Origin of the sequence: Thioclava sp. GXIMD2076, assembly GCF_037949795.1 — a bacterium.
GTDB lineage: Bacteria > Pseudomonadota > Alphaproteobacteria > Rhodobacterales > Rhodobacteraceae > Thioclava > Thioclava kandeliae.
Map to the genome: position 1 here is coordinate 482,159 of NZ_CP149934.1, position 20,522 is coordinate 502,680.

17 protein-coding genes are annotated in these 20,522 nt (G+C 64.6%); 13 read left to right on the top strand and 4 right to left on the bottom strand.

Annotated elements, in window-relative coordinates; all coding sequences use genetic code 11:
* Positions 1 to 2: 2 nt before the first annotated feature.
* The 8 genes from WDB91_RS19195 (at position 3) to WDB91_RS19230 (ending at position 10,127) form a co-directional block, all read left to right on the top strand.
* Complete coding sequence (locus WDB91_RS19195) at positions 3 to 941, top strand: ROK family protein (RefSeq protein WP_339115271.1); 939 nt, start codon at positions 3 to 5, stop codon at positions 939 to 941.
* A gap of 4 nt (positions 942 to 945) precedes the next feature.
* Entirely contained in the window at positions 946 to 2,034 is a 1,089-nt protein-coding gene (locus WDB91_RS19200; protein WP_339115272.1) for an N-acetylglucosamine-6-phosphate deacetylase, read from the top strand.
* Positions 2,035 to 2,334: 300 nt separating this feature from the next.
* Complete coding sequence (locus WDB91_RS19205; RefSeq protein ID WP_339115273.1) at positions 2,335 to 3,780, top strand: cytochrome ubiquinol oxidase subunit I; 1,446 nt, start codon at positions 2,335 to 2,337, stop codon at positions 3,778 to 3,780.
* Positions 3,781 to 3,796: 16 nt separating this feature from the next.
* Positions 3,797 to 4,846 carry a cytochrome d ubiquinol oxidase subunit II gene (locus WDB91_RS19210; protein WP_339115274.1) on the top strand — a complete coding sequence of 350 codons (1,050 nt, stop codon included), beginning with the start codon at positions 3,797 to 3,799 and terminating at the stop codon, positions 4,844 to 4,846.
* Between the two features lie 7 nt (positions 4,847 to 4,853).
* Positions 4,854 to 6,563 carry a thiol reductant ABC exporter subunit CydD gene (gene cydD / locus WDB91_RS19215; protein WP_339115275.1) on the top strand — a complete coding sequence of 570 codons (1,710 nt, stop codon included), beginning with the start codon at positions 4,854 to 4,856 and terminating at the stop codon, positions 6,561 to 6,563.
* Positions 6,556 to 8,214 (top strand): thiol reductant ABC exporter subunit CydC, encoded by a 1,659-nt coding sequence (cydC, locus tag WDB91_RS19220; RefSeq protein WP_339115276.1) that lies wholly within the window; start codon positions 6,556 to 6,558, stop codon positions 8,212 to 8,214. The genes cydD and cydC overlap by 8 nt, the downstream gene beginning before the upstream one ends.
* Positions 8,215 to 8,259: 45 nt before the next feature.
* On the top strand, positions 8,260 to 9,594 hold the full coding sequence (locus tag WDB91_RS19225) for an ATP-binding protein (RefSeq protein ID WP_339115277.1): 1,335 nt from the start codon (positions 8,260 to 8,262) through the stop codon (positions 9,592 to 9,594).
* Positions 9,591 to 10,127 carry a response regulator gene (locus WDB91_RS19230; protein ID WP_339115278.1) on the top strand — a complete coding sequence of 179 codons (537 nt, stop codon included), beginning with the start codon at positions 9,591 to 9,593 and terminating at the stop codon, positions 10,125 to 10,127. The genes WDB91_RS19225 and WDB91_RS19230 overlap by 4 nt, the downstream gene beginning before the upstream one ends.
* A 71-nt stretch (positions 10,128 to 10,198) precedes the next feature.
* Here the strand turns inward: WDB91_RS19230 and WDB91_RS19235 are convergent, their stop codons facing one another.
* From WDB91_RS19235 to WDB91_RS19245, 3 genes are read right to left on the bottom strand one after another with little or no spacing between them, the layout of a single operon-like run.
* A complete protein-coding gene (locus WDB91_RS19235; protein WP_339115279.1) occupies positions 10,199 to 10,975 on the bottom strand; it encodes a MetQ/NlpA family ABC transporter substrate-binding protein in 777 nt (258 codons plus the stop codon).
* A gap of 22 nt (positions 10,976 to 10,997) precedes the next feature.
* A complete protein-coding gene (locus tag WDB91_RS19240) occupies positions 10,998 to 11,672 on the bottom strand; it encodes a methionine ABC transporter permease (protein ID WP_339115280.1) in 675 nt (224 codons plus the stop codon).
* Positions 11,662 to 12,729, bottom strand: coding sequence for a methionine ABC transporter ATP-binding protein (locus WDB91_RS19245; RefSeq protein ID WP_339115281.1), 1,068 nt, complete (start codon positions 12,727 to 12,729; stop codon positions 11,662 to 11,664). The genes WDB91_RS19240 and WDB91_RS19245 overlap by 11 nt, the downstream gene beginning before the upstream one ends.
* Before the next feature lie 211 nt (positions 12,730 to 12,940).
* On the opposite strand from WDB91_RS19245, the gene WDB91_RS19250 reads away from it, so the two are divergent.
* Genes WDB91_RS19250 through WDB91_RS19260 form a run of 3 tightly spaced genes read left to right on the top strand, consistent with a single transcriptional unit; the run spans position 12,941 to position 17,610 of the window.
* Positions 12,941 to 14,062, top strand: a complete 1,122-nt coding sequence (locus WDB91_RS19250; RefSeq protein ID WP_339115282.1) for a DNA repair exonuclease — start codon at positions 12,941 to 12,943, stop codon at positions 14,060 to 14,062.
* Positions 14,059 to 16,647, top strand: coding sequence for a chromosome segregation protein SMC (locus tag WDB91_RS19255; RefSeq protein ID WP_339115283.1), 2,589 nt, complete (start codon positions 14,059 to 14,061; stop codon positions 16,645 to 16,647). Before WDB91_RS19250 ends, WDB91_RS19255 begins: the two co-directional genes overlap by 4 nt.
* A 9-nt stretch (positions 16,648 to 16,656) precedes the next feature.
* The gene (locus tag WDB91_RS19260) at positions 16,657 to 17,610 is read left to right on the top strand and encodes a D-2-hydroxyacid dehydrogenase (protein ID WP_339115284.1); all 954 of its coding nucleotides are present in this window, start codon (positions 16,657 to 16,659) and stop codon (positions 17,608 to 17,610) included.
* Here the strand turns inward: WDB91_RS19260 and mntR are convergent.
* Positions 17,607 to 18,035, bottom strand: a complete 429-nt coding sequence (gene mntR, locus WDB91_RS19265) for a manganese-binding transcriptional regulator MntR (RefSeq protein WP_339115285.1) — start codon at positions 18,033 to 18,035, stop codon at positions 17,607 to 17,609. The genes WDB91_RS19260 and mntR overlap by 4 nt on opposite strands.
* A gap of 200 nt (positions 18,036 to 18,235) precedes the next feature.
* Here mntR and WDB91_RS19270 point away from each other — a divergent pair, with 200 nt between their 5' ends.
* Both WDB91_RS19270 and WDB91_RS19275 read left to right on the top strand, forming a co-directional pair.
* Positions 18,236 to 19,519 (top strand): Nramp family divalent metal transporter, encoded by a 1,284-nt coding sequence (locus WDB91_RS19270; RefSeq protein WP_339115286.1) that lies wholly within the window; start codon positions 18,236 to 18,238, stop codon positions 19,517 to 19,519.
* A 297-nt stretch (positions 19,520 to 19,816) separates the two neighbouring features.
* Positions 19,817 to 20,494: a sugar transferase gene (locus WDB91_RS19275; RefSeq protein WP_339115287.1), complete on the top strand. Its 678-nt coding sequence runs from the start codon at positions 19,817 to 19,819 to the stop codon at positions 20,492 to 20,494.
* The last annotated feature ends 28 nt before the right edge of the window (positions 20,495 to 20,522 follow it).

Below are 20,522 nucleotides of genomic sequence, written 5' to 3' on the forward strand. Positions count from 1 at the left end.
CTATGACCGATCTTGCGGCAATTTCAGGCGGAATCGATCTGGGCGGCACCAAGATCGAGGCCCGTCTCTTCGGTCCGGGCTACCAGAGCATCGACAGTCTGCGCATCCCGACACCGCGCGGCAGTTTCGACAGCTTTCTGCGCGCGCTCGCCAAGCAGATCCACTGGCTCGAGGCGCAATCGGGACGCGGGGGCAAGCTGCCCATCGGCATCGGCCTCCCGGGCATCATCAATGGTGAGACAGGCGAGGCGATGGCCGCCAATATCCCGATCACCGGTGTGGACCTGCCTGCCGCGCTCACACGGACCTTCGGGCGCGCGCTACCGCTGATCAATGACGGGCAGGCTTTCGCCCTGTCCGAGGCGCATGGCGGCGCGGGTCTCGGGGCGCAATCGGTTCTGGGGCTCATCATGGGCACGGGGATCGGCGCGGGCCATGTGCTCGGCGGCGCGCCCCCCTACCGGCGCAACATCGCGGGGATCGAAGCGGGGCATCTCGGGATCCCGGCCCATCTGCTGGCGCGGGTCGATCTGCCCCTGCGCTCCTGCGGCTGCGGCAAGAAAGGCTGTTTCGAGACCTATCTCTCCGGCCCCGGCCTCAGCGAGATCTGCCGGCTCAAACTCGGCCACCCGATCACGCCGAAGGATCTCGGGCAGGCGGCGGAGGCGGGCGATCCGGCCGCGCAGAGCGTGCTCCAGATCTGGGCCGAGCTGATGGCCGAGCTGCTCCTGACCCTGCAAATCACCCTTGATCCCGATTGCATCATCCTTGGCGGCGGACTGTCGCAGCTGCCCGATGTCACCCGCCATCTGACGCGCGCCTTTGCCACGCGCAGACTGGGCCCGATGGCCCTGCCCGTCTTGCGGCTGGCCGCCCATGGGGATAGTTCGGGCGCACGCGGCGCCGCCATTCTGGCCGTGCAGCAAGCGGCAAGAGGATAGCGTCATGATCATCATCGCCAAGCGTGGCTGGGTTGCGGGACAGTTCTGCGGGCCGCTACGGCTGGAGGTGGAAAACGGGCGGCTCCTCGGCTGGCGCACGGCCGCGGGCGCGCGCGGCGATCTGGAGGTTGCCTTTGCCGGCCCTGCCCTGACCGATCTGCAGGTCAATGGCGCGGGCGGGGTGATGTTGAACTCGCAACCCGATGCCTCGGGGATCGCGACCATCATCGACACGCTGCGCGCCCGTGGCACCGGCTGGGCCATGCCTACACTCATCACCTGCGAACCCGAGCGCCTGATCCGCGCCACCGATGCCGCGATCGAAGCCTTCGGGATGGACGGGTTTATCGGGCTCCATATCGAGGGCCCGCATATCAACCCCGCCAAGCGCGGCACCCATCAGGCAGGGTTCATCCGACCCTTCGACGACCGGACAATGACGGATCTGCGGCGCCTGCGCGCAAAAGGCATTCCGGTGATGCTGACGCTTGCCCCCGAATGCGTGGATCTGTCGGTGATTGCGGAACTGGCGGAGATGGGCGTGGTGGTGTCAGGCGGGCATACGATGGCCGATGCGGCACGGACGCAGGCCGCCCTCGCGGCGGGTCTGCGTTGCTTTACCCATCTTTACAACGCCATGCCCGCCATGGGCTCGCGTAGCCCGAACCTCTTGGGCGCAGCGATCGCCTCGGACGCCTATGCGGGCATCATCCTCGACGGGCATCATGTCGATTACACCATGGCCGCGATCGCCTGCCGTGCGCGGCCCGAAACGGGGCGGATGTTCATGGTCTCCGATGCAATGGCGACCATCGGCGGGCCGGAGCATTTCGAGCTCTACGGCCAGACGATCCATTTGGAAAACGGCGCGCTGGTCAATGCCGAAGGGGCGCTTGCAGGCGCGCATACCGATCTGGCGCATTGCCTTTACAATGCCGTGCACCATATGGGCCTCTCTCCCGAGACCGCCTACGAGATGGCAGCCCTCGTGCCGCGCGATGCCATGCGCCTGCCCCGCCCCGATCTTGCAGCGGGCATGGCGATGGCGGAAGTGATCCTCCTTGATGACGCCTGTTGCCGCGTGGTCCCCTGACCCGCGGCAACCCGCAGGAGAATCGGCGCGGCCGCTGCACATCCCCGTCCACCGGCGTGACCACCCGTGATCTCTACACGCCACGCATCATATCCCATAAATAATTGTAATATATATTATATTTTTTTAAAACTCCTCCCGCGGAAAGATGTATCCGGGTTGGACAATTTGTCCAATGCCGGAATGTCAGATGTAGGTTTACACCCCACCGCGTCAGCAAATGCAGCGCTGTTCCAGACACCCGTCCTCCCCTCGGATCTTCCGGACCATCTATGCGCTGCCTCAGCAAAAGGCATTGCGATGCAACCAGATCCACTTAGCATCCTGATCTCGCGGATTGATTTCGGCCTGATCTCCTCGGTGCACATCCTCTTCCCCCCGCTCACAATCGGCCTTGCGATCATCCTGTTCGGTTTCGAACTCGCATGGTTCCGCACCAATGATGAACGCTGGTACCGTCTGTGCCGGTTCTTCGAAAAACTTTTTATCGTGAATTTCGGTGCGGGCGTGGCCACCGGCGTAACCATGGAAATGGCCTTCGGCATTCTCTACGGGCCGTTCAGCCAAGCCGCTGGCCCGTTCTTCGGGCAGGTGCTGGGCTACGAGACCATCACCGCCTTCATGTATGAGGCGGGCTTCATCGGCCTGATGATCTTCGGCTGGGGCAAGATCAGCCGCAAGATGCACCTCTTTGCCACTTTCAACGTGGCGCTGTCCTCGACCCTTTCCGCGATGTGGATCCTTGTGGCCAATAGCTGGATGCAGACACCCAGTGGTGTCGAGTTCAAGAACGGCATGTTCCAGGTCACCAACTGGCTGCAGGCACTGTTGAATCCCAATGTCTTCGCCGCCTTCCCGCATATGCTGCTGGCAGCGGTCGAGCTGTCGCTATGCTTCGTGGTAGCGGTCTGTGCATGGTTCGTATTCAAACGCCGCGAGGTGCAACTGTTCGCGCGCCCGCTGCGCTATACGTTGGTGGCTCTGGCCGCTGTGGCCGCCGTGCAGATCTATATGGGCGATGTGCTGGGCGAGAACGTGCTCGAGCACAAACCAGCCGCCTTGGCCGCGATGGAAGGCCAATACGACACCTATGACGAAAACGGCAACGTCAATAACGCATGGAATGTCATCGGCTGGCCCAATAAGGACAACACCGGCCTTGCGTGGTCGATCAAGATCCCGCATGCGCTTTCACTCATTGAAACCAAAACCTGGAACGGCGCGGTCGAGGGTCTGAACTCCTTCCCCGAAGACGAACGCCCGCCCGTCATCCTGCCCTTCTATACCTTCCGCGCCATGGCCGCGATCGGCGGAGCGATCCTTCTGGTGGCGCTCTGGGGATGCTGGCTCAGCTGGCGTGGCCGCATGACCGAAGGTCTGGCCTCGGCCAACCGCCTGTTCCTGATGGCCTGCACCGGGATGGTCGTGCTGCCCTATATCGCCGTGATCGCCGGTTGGTGGACGCGCGAGATCGGCCGTCAGCCGTGGATCGTCTATGGCATGATGCGCGTCGAGGACGGCATGTCGAAACTCTCGGTCGGTCTGGCGACCTTCTGGCTGATCGGGTTCGCGATCTTCGAAACCGCCGTCGTTCTCGGCACGATCTACTTCCTGCTGAAGGTCTGCCGCAACGGGCCCGATCTCACGAGCCCCGTCGCGGGCGATGGTGACGAGCATCTGGGCGAGCTGGATCTGCCCTCCTCGGCAGGCCATGCCGATCACCCCGAATATATCCGTCCGGTCTGAGCCATAGGAAAATCAGATGACACAACTTGATGACATGCAATATTTCCTGGCCAATGCCTGGTGGCTTGGTCTGGGCGTGGCGATGCTCCTCTATATCATCCTCGATGGGGCGGATCTGGGCGCGGGTATCTTCGGGCTTGTCGTGGGCGACCATGACGAACGCGGCGCGATCATGGCGGCGATGGCCGGCACTTGGGATGCCAACGAGACCTGGCTCATCGTGGCGGGGGGCATTCTCTTCGGAACCTTCCCCTTCGTCTATGGCTCGGCCTTCCATTATCTGATGGTGCCAATGGCCTTCGTGCTCTGGGGCGTGATGTCGCGCGCCGTGGCGATCGAATTCCGCCATCTGGCTTCGGAAAAATGGCAGCGCTTCACCGATTGGGTGTTTGGCCTCTCCTCGCTGACCGTCACCTTCTTCGGCGGCATGAGCGTGGGTGCGCTGCTGCAGGGCTTCCCGCTGGTGCATGAGGAGGGCAAGCTGCCCTACTACGCAGGTGGCGCGTTCGACTTCGTGTCGGCCTTCTCGATCTGGACCGGCATCGCGGCCTGTGTGGCGGTGACGCTGTCGGGGGTGCTTTTCGTGCGCGCCCGCTTCGAGAAAACCGAGCGCATCCGTCAGGACGCGGCCCGCTGGACGGCAACGATCTTCTGGCTGGCGATTGGCTCCGTGCTGATTACACTGGTCTGGAGTGCGGCGATCTTCGACTGGGCGCGTTCGACGTGGTTCGGCCCGCATTTCTGGCTCTGGGGTATCTTCGGCCTTGTGGCACTGTGGTGCATCGAACAGGTCCGTCGCGACACGCTCAAGGACCGCGACCTTGCCGCGATCCTGTGGTATAACGGCGCTGTGCTGATCTTGGGTCTGGGCATGCTGATCACGCTGCATCCATGGCTTGTTCCGGGCACCTGGACCATCCGCGAGGGCGCCAGCCCGCAGGTCTCGCTGATCACCTTCACCATGACCATGGGTGGCTTCCTTCCGGTGATGGTCATGTATAACTGGTACCAGATCTGGGTGTTCCGTGCGCGGATCTCCAAACTGGTCGCCTATGAACATCACTGAGTAACGCATGTCCCAATCCTCCCGCCCCCTCACACCGCGCCCCGTCCATGGCGAAGCCGCAAAGCGCATCGAGCGTTGGCTGAAAAGCTTCGGACTGGCAGGCAAACGGGCTGCCGCTCTGGCGATTGCCGCGGCTCTGGGGTCGGGAGCGATGGTCATCGTGCAGGCCTATGCGGTCGCTGCGATGATCGCGGGCGTCACAGTCGATAAAACCGATCTGGGCGGAATGCACGCCCAGATCATCCTGTTCGTGCTGGCCATGATCCTGCGCGCCGCCTTCGACACGCTGCGGCAGGGGTTGGCCTTCGAGGCAGGCGCCGCGATCCGTGCCCGTCTGCGCGAGGTGATCCTTGGGCGTGTCGGCGCGGCCCGCATCCACGACCTCCCCCCTTCGGGCGAAGTTGCAGGGCTCGTCTCCGACGGTGTCGAAGCCGTTCAGGAGTATTTCGCAGCCTTCCTTCCCCAACGCATGATCGCAGCACTCATCCCCGCGCTGGTGCTCGTCTGTGTCATTCCGTTTGATTGGGTCACGGCCCTTATTCTCGCCATCACCGCGCCGATTATTCCGGTCTTCATGGTGGTTGTGGGCAAGGGCGCCGAGGCGCTCAACCGCCGCCAATGGCAGCGCCTGATGGTGATGGGCGCGCATCTGTTCGACCGGATCGCGGGTCTGGTGACCCTGCGCCAGCTGGGGGCCGCCCAACGTGAGGCGGCCTTGGTTGCCGCCATGTCCGAAGGCTATCGCGGCGCCACTATGAGGGTGCTGCGCCTTGCCTTCCTGTCCTCGCTGGTGCTGGAGTTCTTCTCGACCATCGCCGTGGCCATGGTGGCCGTCTATGTGGGCTTCCGGCTCTATTATGGCGATATCACCTTCCTTCCGGGGCTCTTTGCCCTGCTGATCGCGCCCGAATTCTTCCGCCCGCTGCGCGAGATGGGCCAGCATTACCACGCCCGCATGGCCGCCATCGGCGCCGCCGAGGCGATGATCGGGCTGATCGGCCCCGATGCGCCGGCCCCCGAAACACCGGATACCGCAGGCAACTGGCGGATACTCTCGGTCGAGGGGCTCGCCTTTACCCATGAAGGGGGTGACAGTATCGAGCCCCTCTCCTTCACCCTCAAACGCGGGCGCACGCTGGCGATCATGGGCCCTTCGGGCGCGGGCAAGACGACGCTGGCACGGCTTATCCTTGGCCAGCTACCGCCGCAATCGGGGCACATCCTGCTAGATGGTCACGAGACCGACCCGAAGGCGCTGCAGGAAGGCACCGGCTGGCTGCCGCAGACACCGCGTCTCTTTGCCGGCACCATCGCCGAGAATATCGCACTCGGCCAACCGACAGCCAGTATGGCGAAAATCGAAGCCTGCGCCCGCATCGCGCAAGCGCATGACTTCATTACGGCCAGCACTTCGGGATATAAAACCGTATTGGGCGAAGGCGGGGCGGGTCTTTCGGGTGGGCAGATCCGCCGTGTGGCCATGGCGCGGGCGCTTCTGTCCGAGCCCGATCTCCTGATCCTCGACGAGCCCACCGCCGCCCTTGATGCTGCGGGCGCGCAGGCACTGATGGAGGCCGTATTGGCAGCCACGCCCGATGCGGCGCGGCTCATCATCACCCATGACCCCACCTGTGCAGCACTTGCCGATCGGGTGATCATGCTGGAGGCGGGCCGCGTCACCTATCATGGCCCCACCAAGGAGATGCCCCATGCGTGAGTTCCTGCGTCTTCTCAAACTGTGCCGGCCTTTCGGCTGGCGGATCGCGCTTGGCGTGGTGCTCTCTGTCACGGTCATGCTGTCGAATGTGGCGCTGATGGCGGTGTCGGGATGGTTCATTACCGCGATGGCGCTGGCGGGTCTGGGGCAGCTGATGCTCGAATTCTTCACGCCTGCCGCAGCCATCCGCGGGCTGGCGCTGTTGCGGGCGGGGGCGCGCTATCTGGAGCGGCTGGTGACCCATGAGGCCACGCTTTCCTTTATCGCCCGCCTACGGCCATGGCTTTACGCGCGATTGGTGCCGCTGGCGCCTGCAGGCCTGCGCGGGCTGCGCCATGGTGATCTTCTGGCGCGGATACGCAGCGATGTGGATGCGCTCGAGAACTTCCATCTGCGGATTCTGGGGCCGGTGATCTCGGCGGCGGTGGCCTCGGTGCTGATCGTGCTCTGGCTGGGGCTCAATTCGGCCTCGCTGGCGCTGCTGGTGGCGATCGGGCTGGCGCTCGCGGGGATGATCCTGCCGCTGATCCAGCGGGCCTTGGTGCGCAAAACCGGAGGCCAGATCACACAGGCCCGCGCGGCCCTGCAAAGCGAGAGCACCGATCTGACGCGGGGATTGGCCGAGCTTCAGGTCTTTGGTGCGGTCGCCCGTCAGGCCGCCCGCGTGACCCGCGCAAGCGCGCGTATGGTCGCGGCGCAGCGCCGTCAGGCATGGATCGCGGCGCTTTTCATGGCGCTCGGCACGCTGACGGGGCAGATCATGGTGCTGGGCGCGCTGCTGCTGCTGATCCCGCAGGTCGAGGGCCAGAGCCTTTCGGCGCCCGATATGGCAATGCTGGTTCTGGCGGTGATGGCCGCGATGGAAACCGTGGCAGGCCTGCCCGCCGCCGTGTCCAACTGGGATAGCACGATGGCCTCGGCACGGCGTATTTTCGAGCTGGCAGACCGCCCGCCACAAGTGGCCCCGAGCCCTGCCCCCAAAGCCCCGCAAACGCCCGGTCTGGTGCTTGACCGTGTCAGTTTCGGCTATGGCGACGGGCCGGATATTCTCACCGATCTCAACCTGTCGCTGCACTTGGGCGAAAGTCTTGCGCTGACCGGCCCGAGCGGCGCCGGCAAGACCACCATCCTCAATCTGGTCCAGCGGTTCTGGGACCCGCGCGCGGGCCGGATCACCCTTGCGGGCGTCGATCTGCGGGATCTGTCGGACCGTGATCTGCGGGCGCAGATCGCCGTGGTCGACCAGACTGTCCATCTGTTCAATGGCACCATTGCCGAGAACCTACGCCTTGCCGCCCCCGGGGCCGATGACGCCGCTCTGTGGCAGGCGCTGGATCTGGCCGCGCTGCGGGCGGAGGTCGAGGCGATGCCCGAGGGGATCGAGACCCGTTTGGGCGAACTCGGAGCGCGGCTTTCGGGCGGACAGGCGCGCAGGCTGTCGGTGGCGCGGGCCGCGCTGCAGGATGCGCCGCTTCTGCTTCTGGACGAGCCGACCGAGGGGCTCGACCGCGCGACCCAGGCGCAGGTCATGCGCGGACTGGCGCAGCTGGCCGAAGGCCGGATGATGCTGATCGTGACCCACCACGCGCAAGTGCTCGCCCTTGCACAGAAAGTCATTATGCTGGACGAGAGCACCCCACGTTCCGAATAGGCGCCTTGCGAGAGATCGCACGCCCCTGCATGCTGGATACCCAAGATGAAACTGCCTCTTCCTTCATCCCAGAACGCCGATCCTAGCGATGCGATCCGCGCGCTCTCCGAGGATACGGGGCGGCGCAATCTGGCGCTCCTGATCCGGCTCCGCTGGATCGCTCTGGCAGGCCAGGCTTTGGCCATCGCCATCACGGTGCTCTATCTCGGCGCGGATCTGCCGGTCTTCAATATGATCGCGGTGATCGGCCTCCTCGTGGCGCTCAATCTCTTCGCGCTCTGGCGCTGTCGCAAGGGCTGGGGCGTCCCCGACTGGGTGATCACGGTCGAACTGCTGATCGATATCGCGGCGCTCACGCTGCTGCTCTACTATAGTGGCGGCGCAACCAACCCCTTTGTCACGCTGTTTATCCTGCAGGTGATGCTGGGACTGTTGCTGGCGCCCATGCCACAGGTGATCTTTATCCTGACGGCGGCGGCGGCGGCGCATTTCTGGCTGATCGACCATGGCCGCCCGTTGGGCCTGCCGATGATGCGGGACGGCATGGTGGGCTCGCTGACGGGGGGCGGTTTCTTCAGCCTGCATCTGTTGGGGATGTTTCTGAGCTTCGTGCTGGCCGCGGGGCTGATGACATGGTTCGTCTCGGGGCTCAGGCGCAACCTGATGGCGCGCGATGCCCAGATCATGGCGCTGCGCCAGAAGGTGGTCGAGGACGAGCATTTCGTCCGCTTGGGCGTCATGGCCTCCAGCACGGCGCATGATCTGGGCACACCGCTGACCACCATCGCCGTGACGCTCGATGAATGGCACGAGAGCGGCATCCCCGACAGCCCGCGCCGCGAGACGGTGCTGACCCGTATGCAGGGCGAACTGGCGCGCTGCCGCAGGATTGTCAGTGGAATGCTCTTTGCCGCGGGGCTCGACCGGCTGGACGTGGCCGAGGCGCTGCCGGTGGGCGAGTTCCTCGAGGAGGTCATCGCCGATTGGCGCGAGGATGGCGGCGAAATGGAGGTGGTCCTGCCCAAGGCTGCGATCCTCGGGGCGCAGATCATCGCGGATTCGATGCTGGAACAGGCGTTCCGAAATATCCTGACCAACGCCCAGCAGGCCGGTGCCCATCGCACATCGATCACCGTCGAGGCCGGAACTGCCTCCCTGACCCTCGTGTTTACCGATGACGGGCCGGGCTTCCCGCAGACGGTGCTGGACAACCCCGTGCGGCCGATGGCGGCGGGCAAAGGGGATCCGGGGCGGGGCTTCGGGCTCTATCTGGTCTCGAATGCCGTGCGCCGTCTGGGGGGGGACTGGTCGGTGGCAAATGCCGCGACAGGTGGGGCCGTGGTCCGCGTGCACCTGCCGTTGAAGGAGGAGACCGCATGAAGGATAGGGGGCATAAATTGCTGATCGTCGAGGATGACACCGCCTTAGGAGAGACCCTGAGCGAGGCGATGACGCGGCGCGGATTTGCCGTGCGCCATGCCGGATCCGCCGAGGAGGCGAGCGAGATGGTGGCGCAAGAGGTGCCCGATCTCGCGCTGGTCGATCTGAAACTTCCGGGCCGGAACGGGCTGGAATGCGTGCGCGAACTGGCCGCGCTAGATCCGCCGCCACGGATCGTGGTGCTGACGGGCTTTGCCTCGATTGCCACCGCCGTCGAGGCGATCAAGCTCGGCGCGGGCCATTATCTGGCCAAGCCCGCAACCGCCGCCGAGATCGAGGCTGCCTTCGAGCGCGGCGAGGGCGAGACCGATCTGGCGCTGGGGCAAGCCTCGGGCGGGATGCGCGTCAATGAATGGGAACGCATTCAGGAGGTCTTGCGCGCCACCGATTTCAACATCTCGGAGGCCGCACGCCAGCTCGGGATGCACCGCCGCACATTGGCCCGCAAGCTGGCAAAACGGCAACTGCGCTAGAGCACGCGTAGGCAAGGGAAAACCCTGCCGCCCCGGGAAGGGCGACAGGGTCCAGACCTTGTCTTACGCGCTTACCAGGAGGTCAGCACCGTGCCGTGATAGCTGTCCTCGATGAACTTCTTCACGTCATCCGAGTGATAGGCCTCCACGAGGGTCTTGACCCACGGCTGATCCTCATCGCCCTTCTTGACCACGATGATGTTCACATAGGGGCTGTCGGCCTTTTCCATCGCGATGGAATCGGTCTTGGGGTTCAGGCCCGAGGCGATGGCATAGTTGGTGTTGATGATCGCGATATCGGTATCGGCCAGCGAGCGCGGCAGTTGCGCGGCATCCAGCTCGAGGAAGGACAGATCCTTGGGGTTCTCGACCACATCCAGCGTGGACGGCACGAGGCCCGTGCCATCGGCGAGCTTGATCAACCCCAGATCCTGCAGCAGCAAGAGCGCGCGGCCACCATTGGTCGGATCATTCGGGATCGCGACCTTCGAGCCGTCTGCCAGATCTTTCATATCCTTGATCTTGTCGGAATAGATACCCATCGGCGTGGTGATCGTATCGGCCACCGGCACAAGATCGAAGCCGCGATCCTTGATCTGGTTATCCAGATAAGGCTTGTGCTGGAAGGAGTTGGCCTGAATATCGCCATCGGCCAGCGCCTGGTTCGGCACGACGTAATCCGAGAATTCGACGATATCGATATCGAGACCCATCGGCTCGGCGACCTTTTTGACCTCTTCCATGATCTCGGCATGTTCGCCAGGCGAGACACCGACCTTGATCTCTTCGGCCATGGCTGCCGCTGCCGAGAGGGCAATCGCGGAGGTGAGGGTAAGAATGCGCAGCATGATGATGCTCCTTCGTCTGTGATTACTGTCCGCGGCTCTTGGGAGCGCGTTTGTCCACCCGTGCCGCGATCCATTCCCCGATGGACTGGACCAGCTGCACGAGCACAATGAGAATGACGACCACCGCCAGCATGACTTCGGGCATGAAGCGCTGGTAGCCGTAGCGGATGCCGAGATCACCCAGACCCTCGCCACCGACTGCGCCCACCATGGCTGAATAGCCGATAAGCGAGACGACCGCGAGCGTGAGCCCCAGCGTGATCGAGGGCGCGGCCTCGGGGATCAGCACCTTACGGATGATCTGCATGGGTGTTGCCCCCATCGAGCGCGCCGCCTCGATCAGCCCGCCATCAACCTCGCGGATGGCGTTCTCGATCAGCCGCGCGATGAAGGGAACGGCGGCAATGGTCAGCGGCACGATGGCGGCAGTCGTCCCGATCGAGGTGCCCGCGATCGCGCGGGTGAACGGGATGATCGCGACCACCAGAATGATGAAGGGAACGGAGCGCGTGGCATTGACCACCAGCCCCAGCACCTTGTTGACCAAAGGTGCCGAGAGCAGCTCGCCCTTTTGCGAGCAGGCAAGGAACGTGCCCAGCGGCAGCCCGAACACGGTGCCCAGAAGCGCCGAGATCGCCACCATATACAGCGTCTGTCCGGTGGCCTCGATCAACAGATGGATAAGGTTAGCCGACATAGCCCAGCACCTCCGTAAACAGGTTATGGCGTTCGAGATAGGCCCGCGCCTCCGCCCCGCGTCCGGCGGGCAGCGAGACCAGCAGGTTACCGAAAGGCCGCCCGCTGATTTCCTCGACCGCACCGGCAAGGATATTGACCGAGACGCCCAGATCGCGCCCCAGAAGCGCCAGCATCGGGTCGGTCGCATGGGTTCCGGCGAAGGTCACGCGGATTACCTCCTGATCCGCGCCATCGCCCGGCGCGGATTGCAGGCGCGAGGCCACGAACTCGGGCAGGGTCACGCCGGTCACCCCCGACAGGAAGCTGCGGGTCGTGGGATGCCCGGGCCGCACGAACACATCATAGGTCTCGCCCGCCTCCACGATCCGGCCCGCATCGATCACCGCCACATGGCTCGCGATATCGCGCACGACAGCCATCTCGTGGGTGATCAGCAGGACGGTCAGGCCCAGATCGCGGTTGATGTCGCGCAGAAGCTGCAACACTGTCTGCGTCGTTTCGGGATCGAGTGCCGAGGTCGCCTCGTCCGACAGAAGCACCTTGGGGTTGGTGGCCAGCGCCCGCGCGATCCCCACGCGTTGCTTCTGACCGCCCGACAGCTCTGCCGGATAGCGGTCTGCCTGCACGCCCAGCCCGACCCGCTCGATCAGCTCGTCCACGCGCGGCTTGATCCGCGCTTTGGGCATTCCCGCCACCTCGAGAGGCAGTGCGATATTGTCACGTACGCTGCGCGAGGCCAGCAGATTGAAATGCTGGAAAATCATGCCGACCTCGCGGCGGATGCCACGCAGGTCCGCCCCACGAGCGGCCCCCACATCATGGCCTGCCACGACCACGCGTCCCGAACTCGGCACCTCGAGACCGTTGACCATCCGCAGCAGGGTCGATTTACCGGCGCCCGAACGCCCGATAATACCGGTGATCGTGCCCGGCTCGACCTCCAGAGACACATCCGACAGCGCGTCAAAACGACCGCCGCCCGGTTTGGTATAGGACTTGCTGACCGCCTCGAAACGGATCGCGGCCCCTTGGGCCTTCTCTTCGTCTGTGCTCATCTCACTTCGTCCATGCGGTTCTGACAATAGGGTCACGGTTGCGTGGGGATAGATAGAAACTTTGGGCGAGATTCAAGCGCATTCGCCCTGTTTTACAGGCATCCGCGCGCATCCGCCGCGAACAATGTCCACAGCCCCCCTTGTCTTCGATCACGATGACCTGTCAGATCATGAGCAGCCAGATCATCATTCTCCCTTTTCAGTAGAAGACATGACATTCCGTTTTATCCATGCCTCTGACCTGCATATCGGTCGCCGTTTCGCAAATATCCCCGAAGGCCCCGATACCAATCTGCGCGGGCGGCTGATGGAGGCGCGCCATATGAGCCTCGCGCGGCTGGCACAGGCCGCCCGCGATCAGGGCGCGGTCCATGTGGTTCTGGCAGGCGATACATTCGACACCCCCACGCCAACGGCTGCCCTTTTGCGGCAGGCGGTCGGTGCGATGAAAGACGCGGATGACATCACATGGTGGCTCCTGCCCGGCAACCATGACAATCTGCGCGAGGCCGAGCCCCTGTGGGAGACCCTCACCCGCGAGGCCCCCGCCAATCTGCGCGCGCTGACCGAGGCCACGCCCCGGCAGATGGCGGCGGGCGTATTCCTTCTGCCGGCGCCTATCCAGTGGCGGGCGCAGGTCGAGGATCCGTCAACCGTGCTGGATGTGATGGCCACTCCTGAAGGCGCCACCCGCATCGGGCTCGCACATGGCGGGATCACCGATTTTACCGATGAGGGCGGGGCGATCGCGCCGGACCGCGACACCCGCGCGGGGCTCGACTATCTGGCGCTCGGCGACTGGCACGGGCGGATGGCTGTCAGCGCGCGCACCCATTACAGCGGCACCCCCGAACAGGACCGGTTCAAACATGACCGCCGCGGACTCTGTCTAAGCGTCACGCTTGATGGGGCGCCCGATGTGCGCGAGATCGAGACGGGACAGTTTCTGTGGCAGGATCTGGAGCTGGATCTGACTGCCCAGCAAGACAGCGCCGCCGCGCTGGCCGCCTGTCTGCCGCCCCAAGGGCGGCGCGATATTCTGGTGCGCGTTACCGCACGCGGCTGGACCACCCTGCCCGGTCAGTTCGCGCTGGGGGAAATGGCCAAGGCCCAGAGCCCCGAATTTGCCCATTTCGTCCTGCGCGAGGACGGGCTCTCGGTGCAATATGCGAGTGATGACCTCGATGAGATCGACCATGGCGGGGCGCTGCGTCAGGCTGCCGAGGCGCTGAAATCCGAGTTCGACGATGACCGGCTGGCCCAGAGCGAACGGGCGATTGCCGGAGACGCGCTGGCGCGGCTTTACGGCTATATGCGGGAGGATATGCCATGAAGCTGCGCGCAATCCGGATGAAAGATGTCCGCCGCTTCACCGCCCAGGTCGAGATCACCGGCATTGGTGACGGGCTCAACGTGCTGTCCGAACCCAATGAATATGGCAAATCCACCCTCTTTGATGCGCTGAAGGCGCTGTTTTTCGAGCGTCACAGCTCGAAAAAGAAAGAGGTGGGCGCGCTCAGGCCCCATGCGGGCGGTGCCCCCGAGATCGAGGTCGAGATCGAAACCGCTCAGGGCCGGTTCACACTGGCGAAACGGTGGTTTTCCAAACCTATGGCCGAGGTGCGCCAGAACGGGCGGGTTATCGCACAATCGGATGCTGCCGAGGACTGGATCGCGCGGCTTCTGGGCGCGGGGGATGGCGGTCCGGCGGGTTTGATCTGGGTCCGTCAGGGCATGACCGAGCTGGAAGGGCCGGTGAAGGCGGAGAACGAGGCGGCGCTCGCCTCGCGCCGCGATCTGATGTCGAGCGTGACAGAAGAGGTCGAGGCGATGACCGGCGGCCGGCGGATGGATATGGCGCTCAGGCGGGTGGACGGAGAACTGGCCCGCTATGTGACCGCCAGCGGCAAGCCCAGGAAGAACGGCCCTCTGGGCGATGTGCTCGACGAGATCCAGCGGCTGGAGGCGGCGCAGGCCGAGCAGCAGGCCCGCGTGGAGGCCCTTCACCGCGACCTCGAGACGCGCAAGCGCCACCGAAAGACCCTGACCGATCTCGAGGATCCCGAGGAAAGAGGCGCCCGCGAGACGCGTCTGGCCCAGGCGGAGACCGCGCATTCGGAGGCGCTCCGCCATGCCGAGCAGGTGGCCGCTGCCGCCCGCCAACTGCAATCGGACGGGCTGGCCGTGACCCGCGCCGAGGAGCGGCTGGGGCAGATGCGCAGCCTGCGCAAGGAAGCTACCGAGGCAAAGGCCGGGCTCGAGGCGGCGATGCCTCTGGCGGAGGCCGCGGCAGAGATCGAGGCCCGCACCCGCGCGCAGGCCAAGGAGCTGGCGGCCGCGCTTGAGGCCGCCCGCGAGGCCGAGCGCCAGCAGGCCGGGCGTCACGCCCGCGCCAGTCTGGCCGAGGCCGCGCGGCAGGGGGCCGCCCGTAAAGCCGAGATCGCTGCACGGATCGAACAGGCCGAAGCGGCCCGCACGCGCCACGAGGAAGCGCAGGCCGAAGCTGGCTTGCTCCTTACCTCCAAGGATCTGGAGACACTGCAAAGCCTCGAACAGGCATGGATCACCGAGGCGCGGCTCGCGGCGGCGGGAGCGGTGCAACTGAGCTTCGTCCCCTCGGGCGCGCAGGAGATCCGGCTCGACGGCACCCCGCTGACCGACACGGCCACACCGCTTTATGCACGGGCCGATCTGGACCTGCCGGGCCTCGGGCAGTTGACCATAGATCCGGGCGAACGGGCCAAAGCGGGGGCCGCGCAGGCCGCGCACACACGGTTGATACAGGCGTTCGAGCGCCATGGTCTGCCCGATATGGCCGCCGCCCGCCGCAGCGCCCACCGGCGTGCCGAGCGGGAGGCCGCCGCCCGCGATGCGCAGGCGGAGCTGAAGATCAACGCTCCACAAGGGATCGAGGCGCTGCGCCGCGACCATGCCGCGATCCCCGCCCCGATTGAAGACCCCGACCTGCCCCCGCTGGCCGAGGTGAAGTCCCTGCTGGAGGCCGCGCAAGCCAAAGCCGCCGAACTGGCGCCGCAAGCGCGGCTCGCGGAGGAAAAAGCCACCGAGGCACGGCTCGAGACGGGGCGGCTGCGAGGCCTGTCTGACGCCGCCCGCGAGCGGCTGCAACGGGCCGAGGACAGGCTTGCGGAAAGCGCGCGGATGGGCGATGAGGACAGCCTTCAGGCCGAGCTGACCCATGCGGCCCAGGCCCTGAGCGCGAGCCGCGCCCTGCATGACGATCTGCGCCGGAAGGCGCCCGATCTGGCGGGGGCCGAGGCGGCGTTCAAACGTGCCAGAGCGGTCATCGAGACCGCGCAAAGGGAAGCCACAGAACTTTCGACCGAGCTTGCCCGCCTCGACGAGCGCATTATGGCGGCCAACGGTCAGGCCATCGAGGAAAAGCTGGCCGAGACCCGCGATGCGCTCGAAGCGGCCCGCGCGACCGAAGCACGCCTGACCCATGAGGTCGCGGTGCTGCACCGGCTGCAGGCCGCGCTCGAGGCCGCGCGCAGCGCCGCCCGCGAGCAGTATTTCGCCCCTGTCGCCAAGGCGCTGCGCCCGCTTCTGGGGCTTCTGTGGCCGGAAGCCCAGCTGGAATGGGCCCAGGACAAGCTGTTGCCCGAAGCGCTGGTGCGCGCAGGCCAGTCCGAGCCCATCGACATTCTCTCGGGCGGCACGCAGGAGCAGATCGCGCTGATGGTGCGTCTGGCATTCGCACGACTGTTGCAGGAGGCGGGGCGCGGGGCACCGGTGATCCTCGATGATGCGCTGGTCTATACTGATGACGAGCGCATCGAGAAGATGTTCGATGCGCTCAATCGTCAGGCGGGCGATCTGCAGATCATCGTCCTCACCTGCCGCCAGCGTGCCTTCCGCGATCTGGGCGGCCAGCGCCTGCATCTGACCCCCGCCCCTTAAGGAGCCTCCATGACCCGTATCGTTTTCCTCGACCGCGCGACCATCGCGCCGCAGATCACCGTGCCACGACCAGTGGGCGACGTAGATTGGGTGCAATATGACCGCACCCGTCCCGAGGAGGTCACCTCGCGGCTGGCAGGGGCCATGATCGCGATCACCAACAAGGTGAGGATCACCGCCGAGGTGCTGGCGGCCTGCCCCGAGCTGAAGCTGGTGGCGATTGCTGCGACAGGCTTCGATTGCGTCGATCTGGAGGCGGCCCGTGCGCGCGGCGTGACCGTGTGCAATATCCGTGGATATTCGGTCAATACCGTGCCCGAACATGTCATGGCGCTGCTGCTGGCGCTCCGGCGCAACCTGATCCCCTATGCGCGCGATGTTGGCGCGGGCCGCTGGCAGGAGAGCGGACAGTTTTGCTTCTTCGACCATCCGATCCAGGATCTGGCAGGCAGCACGATGGGCATCGTCGGGCGTGGACAGATCGGACAGAAGGTGGCAATGCTTGCCCGCGCTTTCGGGATGGAGGTCTGTTTTGCCGCCCGTCCCGGACAGGTGGCGCAGGATGAGCGGATCGGTTTCGACGAGATGCTCGAGCGCGCCGATGTGATCTCGCTCCATTGTCCGCTGACGCCCGAGACGCGGGGGCTGCTGGGGCCGGATGCCTTTGCCAAAATGGCGCGCAAACCGGTGATCCTCAATACCGGTCGTGGCGGGTTGATCGATCTGGCGGCGCTCTCTGGCGCGCTGGAGGCGGGGCGGATTTCGGGCGCGGGGATTGATGTGGCCGATCAGGAGCCACCCCCCGCCGATGATCTGCTGATGCAGCTGGCAAGGGATCCGCGCGTCATCGTCACGCCGCATGTGGCATGGGCGTCGGAGACCGCCCAATCAGCGCTGGCCGCGCAGCTCTGTCAGGTGATCGAGGGGTTCATGGAGGGTAAGCCCCTGAATGTGCTGACCTAACCGCGGGCCGCCAGAAAGGCTTCAAAAGCGCTCAGCGTCTCGTCACAGACATGATGTTCGATCCCTTCGGCATCGAGCTCGGCCACAGCCTCCGGCACCCCTACCGCCATCAGGAGCGCCACCACCGTCCGGTGGCGCGCCCGGACACGGTCGGCCAGAGCCGCGCCCTCATCGGTCAGGAACACCCCGCGATAGGGCCGCGCGGTGGCCAGCCCCTCGCGTTTGAGCCGCGAGATCGCCTTGGTGGCGGTGGGCTGTGCCACCCCCATCCGCGCTGCGATATCGGCCACGCGCGCCTCGCCCATCTCGGCGATCAGATCCCCGATCAGCTCGACATAATCCTCGAGAAGGGCCTTCGCCTGCACCTCGCGCGCGCGCGTGAAACGGTCGGCCATCTCTTCGGGGGGCGTCTGATCCTGCGGCACGGGTCTCTCCTTCTTGGGGCGCTGCGCGTCTTGGGCATCGACGCCGCGTGCGAGCGCCCCAGATACCACATGGTGCAGAACGGAGCCAGCCTGAGCATTACATATTTACCCTTGCAAGAAAGTTAGCACAGGCTATATTTCTGACAAAGTGCAATATCGGGGCCTCCCCTCCATTCGCCCCTGTCAATGAAGGCCATTCCATGAGTTCTCTCGCCAGCAAAGCGCAAAGCCGGATCGACGAGGTGCTATCGAGCCCCACGATCGGCTGGAAGGCGCGTCTGATGTTTCTGGGCCCTGCGGTTATCGCCTCGGTCGCCTATATGGATCCGGGCAATTACGCGACCAATATCCAGGCGGGCGCGGGCTATGGCTACAAGCTTCTGTGGGTCGTGTTGCTGGCCAATCTGATCGCGATGCTGTTTCAGGCGCTTTCGGCCCGTCTGGGAATTGTCACCGGCAAAAATCTGGCCGAGCTGTCGCGCGACAATTTTCCCCGTCCTGTCGTCTGGGTGATGTGGGTGGTTTCCGAGATCGCGGCAATGGCCACTGATCTGGCCGAATTCCTCGGCGGGGCGATCGGTCTGGCGCTTCTGTTCGACCTGCCGCTTTTCGTGGGGATGATCATCACCGCAATCATCACCTATGGTCTGTTACTGTTCGAGGGCCGTGGCTACCGCCCGATGGAGCTTATTATCGGGGCCTTTGTCGGGGTGATCGGGCTGTGCTATCTGGCCGAGGTGCTGATCGCACCCGTAGACTGGAGCGCCACGGCCCGCGGGCTGGTCACGCCCGATATGCCCGATACCGCAGCGCTGGCGATTGCGGTGGGGATTATCGGCGCGACCGTTATGCCACATGCGATCTATCTGCATTCCGGCCTGACCCAGAACCGGATGCCCACCCAGAAGATCGAACATAAACGACGCCTTGTGCGGTTTTCCAATGTCGAGGTCGTGCTGGCGCTGGCTGTGGCGGGCATGATCAATATGGCGATGGTGATGATGGCGGCGAGTGCCTTCCACGAGGGCCATTCGCAGGTGGCCGAGATCGAGACCGCCTATCACACGCTGACGCCCTTGCTGGGAGCGGCGGCGGCGGGGATGTTCCTGACCTCGCTGATCTGCTCGGGGATCTCCAGCTCGGTCGTGGGCACAATGGCAGGACAGATGATCATGCAGGGCTTCCTGCACTTCCGCGTGCCGATCTGGCTGCGCCGTCTGGTCACGATGGCGCCTGCCTTTGCCGTAGTGGCTTTGGGGGTGAACCCGACACAGGCGCTGATCTGGTCGCAGGTCGTGCTCTCGATCTCGCTGCCGGTGCCGATGATCGCGCTCGTCATCTTCGTGTCGCGACGCGATATCATGGGCGAATTCGCGACGTCCATGCTGACCCGCTGCCTTTCCATTCTGGGCGCGTTGCTGGTCCTGACGCTGAACTTCGTGCTGCTGGCGGAGTTCTTCGGGGTGACGATCCCCTTCCTCTGAGCATGAGACCGCGTCCCGATACCAGATCCATGGAAAGGCGTCCTTATCGGGCGCCTTTCTGATTCGTAATAACGCTAATCCCTACCACTACCGCGGCGCGAAAATCCGTATAAAATTCGCGCCTTGAGGGATACACCTTCCCAAACGGCAACTGCAGGCGGGGGCGGCAGCCTGCCAAATACACCCACAAGATGTAACTTAACGGCATTTACCGAACGTTATCGGTTATCGGCCAAATCTGCACTCATCCGCTCGACAGGGCGGAGACGTTACGAGTTCATTTTTTTCAGGCTCCAGATGCAGCATTCGGTTTCCCTATCCAAGGCGCTTGGCGATGACGCGATCGTGCAGATCTCCAAGCGCCGTATCTATCACCGCCGGATGAAACCGGTTTTCGACCTGTGTCTGGCGCTCGCTCTTGCCCCCGTCCTCATGCCCGTCATCGCCGTGTTCTGGGCGCTGGCCCGTCTGGACGGGGGCTCCGGTTTCTATGGCCATACCCGTATCGGGAAGGATGGCCGCCCCTTCCGCTGCTGGAAGATCCGCACGATGGTGCCCGATGCCGAGCGCAGACTGGCCCTGTTGCTGGCCACCGATGCCGATGCCGCCATCGAGTGGGAACTGTCGCGCAAGTTGAAAAACGACCCGCGCGTGACACGGCTGGGCCGGTTCCTGCGCAAGACATCTCTCGACGAGTTGCCCCAGATCTGGAACATCCTGCGCGGCGAGATGAGCTTTGTGGGCGCGCGCCCCGTCACAGAGGACGAACTGACCCTCTACCGCCATCGCCGTCAGGCCTATCTCAGCCAGCGTCCCGGTGTCACCGGTTTCTGGCAGGTGCTGGGCCGCTCCGATCTGCCCTATGCGCTGCGCGTCGAGATGGACATGGCCTATCTGCAGAAATGCTCCCTTTTCATGGATATCGGCCTGATCCTTCTGACCGTCGCAGTGGTGCTGCGCGGAACCGGCGAGTAACGCCCCTCCCCAGCCCCTTGCGCCAAGA